We start from the raw sequence: 1506 nt of genomic DNA, 5'->3' as shown, positions 1-1506 counted from the left end.
GACTATCGTGCACGCATTGCCGACGCCGAGCTGTCCGAGCGACTGACCTCGATCGGTGCGGTCCTTATCGAAGGGCCGAAGGGCTGCGGGAAGACGGAAACCGCCCTCCAGCAGGCAAAGAGTTCGGTTCGTTTTGACACTGACCCGAACGCGCGGGCGCTCCTGGGACTCAATCCGGACGAGCTGTTCGATCAAGAGACGCCGATCCTTTTCGATGAGTGGCAGCGCGCACCTGAGATCTGGGATCAAGTGCGACGGCAGGTCGATGATCTGCGCCGTCGTGGTCTCTACATTCTCACCGGTTCGGCGACTCCGAGATATGAGCGCGAGTTGCATTCCGGCGCTGGTCGGATCGGCACGCTCAGGATGCGGCCGATGAGTCTCTTTGAGTCCGGCCATTCGACGGGTGAGGCATCCCTGGCAGCTTTGTTACGGGGCGAGGATCAGAAGGCAAAGCGGACCGCGATGACGGTACCCGGCCTGATGGAGCGGATAGTCATCGGCGGGTGGCCGGCGTTGCTCGACCAATCGGAGCGAACCGCCCGGGGCTGGCTTGGCGACTACCTCACGCAGCTCGTCGACATCGATATGCCGGACCTCGGCACCGGCAAGCGCACACCGGACCGACTGCACCGTGCACTCGCATCGCTCGGGCGATCCGTCGGGACGGCGATCAAGGTCACCGCACTCGCTGCAGACATCGCAGGTGACGATCATCGGGCTCCGGCGAAGGAGACAGTGAACTCCTACCTCGACGCGCTCGATCGGCTCAAGCTGACCGAGAATTCGCCGGCCTGGAAGCCGCATATGCGCTCTCGCACCGAACTGCGCGAAGCGCCGGTCCGTTACTTTGTGGATCCGTCGCTGGGCACTGCCGCGCTGAAGGTCGGATCAAAGGACCTGCTCGCCGACCTCGAGGCCGCCGGATTCCACTTCGAGGCGATGGCAGTCCGCGACCTTCGCATTTATGCCCAACCGCTCGGCGGCGCGATGTACTCCTGGCGCGAGTCTCATGGTCGCAAGGAGGTTGATGCGATCATCGAGACACCGGACGGCTGGGCCGCATTCGAGGTGAAGTTGACCGGCGATCAAGACATCATCGACGCCGCGGCGATGGGTCTCCTCGACTTTGCGGCCAATGTGGACACTTCCAGGCATGGCAGTCCGTCGGCTCTCGTCGTCGTGACTGCGACCGGCGGTGGCGGCAAACGAACCGATGGGGTTCATGTCGTGCCGATCTCAGCACTCGGGCCTTAGCCGTCCACACGTTGCCCACCGCAGCGGCACCCGGACGGCTCCACCTCCTCAGCGGAGGCCGAATCCCGGGTGCCTACTGTGGCACGGTTGTCACCGTGGAACACAAACCCGCCAGCGCAATCATCGAAGCCGCACACCAGGAACACTCCGATGCGCTGCCCTTGGACGACACCGCGGATTTCGACGACGCCGACCGGGGATTCATCGCCGCGCTGTCGCCGTGCGTCATCAAAGCCGCGGACGGCCGGG

At 64.2% G+C, this 1506-nt stretch carries 2 protein-coding genes; both read left to right on the top strand.

The window, feature by feature from the left end; genetic code table 11:
• The coding region (locus tag AC2VON_RS04175) for an ATP-binding protein (RefSeq protein ID WP_486951806.1) at positions 1–1257 on the top strand (1257 nt) is incomplete at its 5' end.
• 95 nt (positions 1258–1352) lie between these two features.
• Positions 1353–1506 (top strand): hypothetical protein (locus tag AC2VON_RS04170; protein ID WP_486951807.1); only part of this gene is annotated, 154 nt, incomplete at its 3' end.

The sequence above is a fragment of the Mycobacterium sp. TH-M82 genome (genome assembly GCF_057473605.1).
This window is presented reverse-complemented; position numbering and strand designations above follow the sequence as displayed.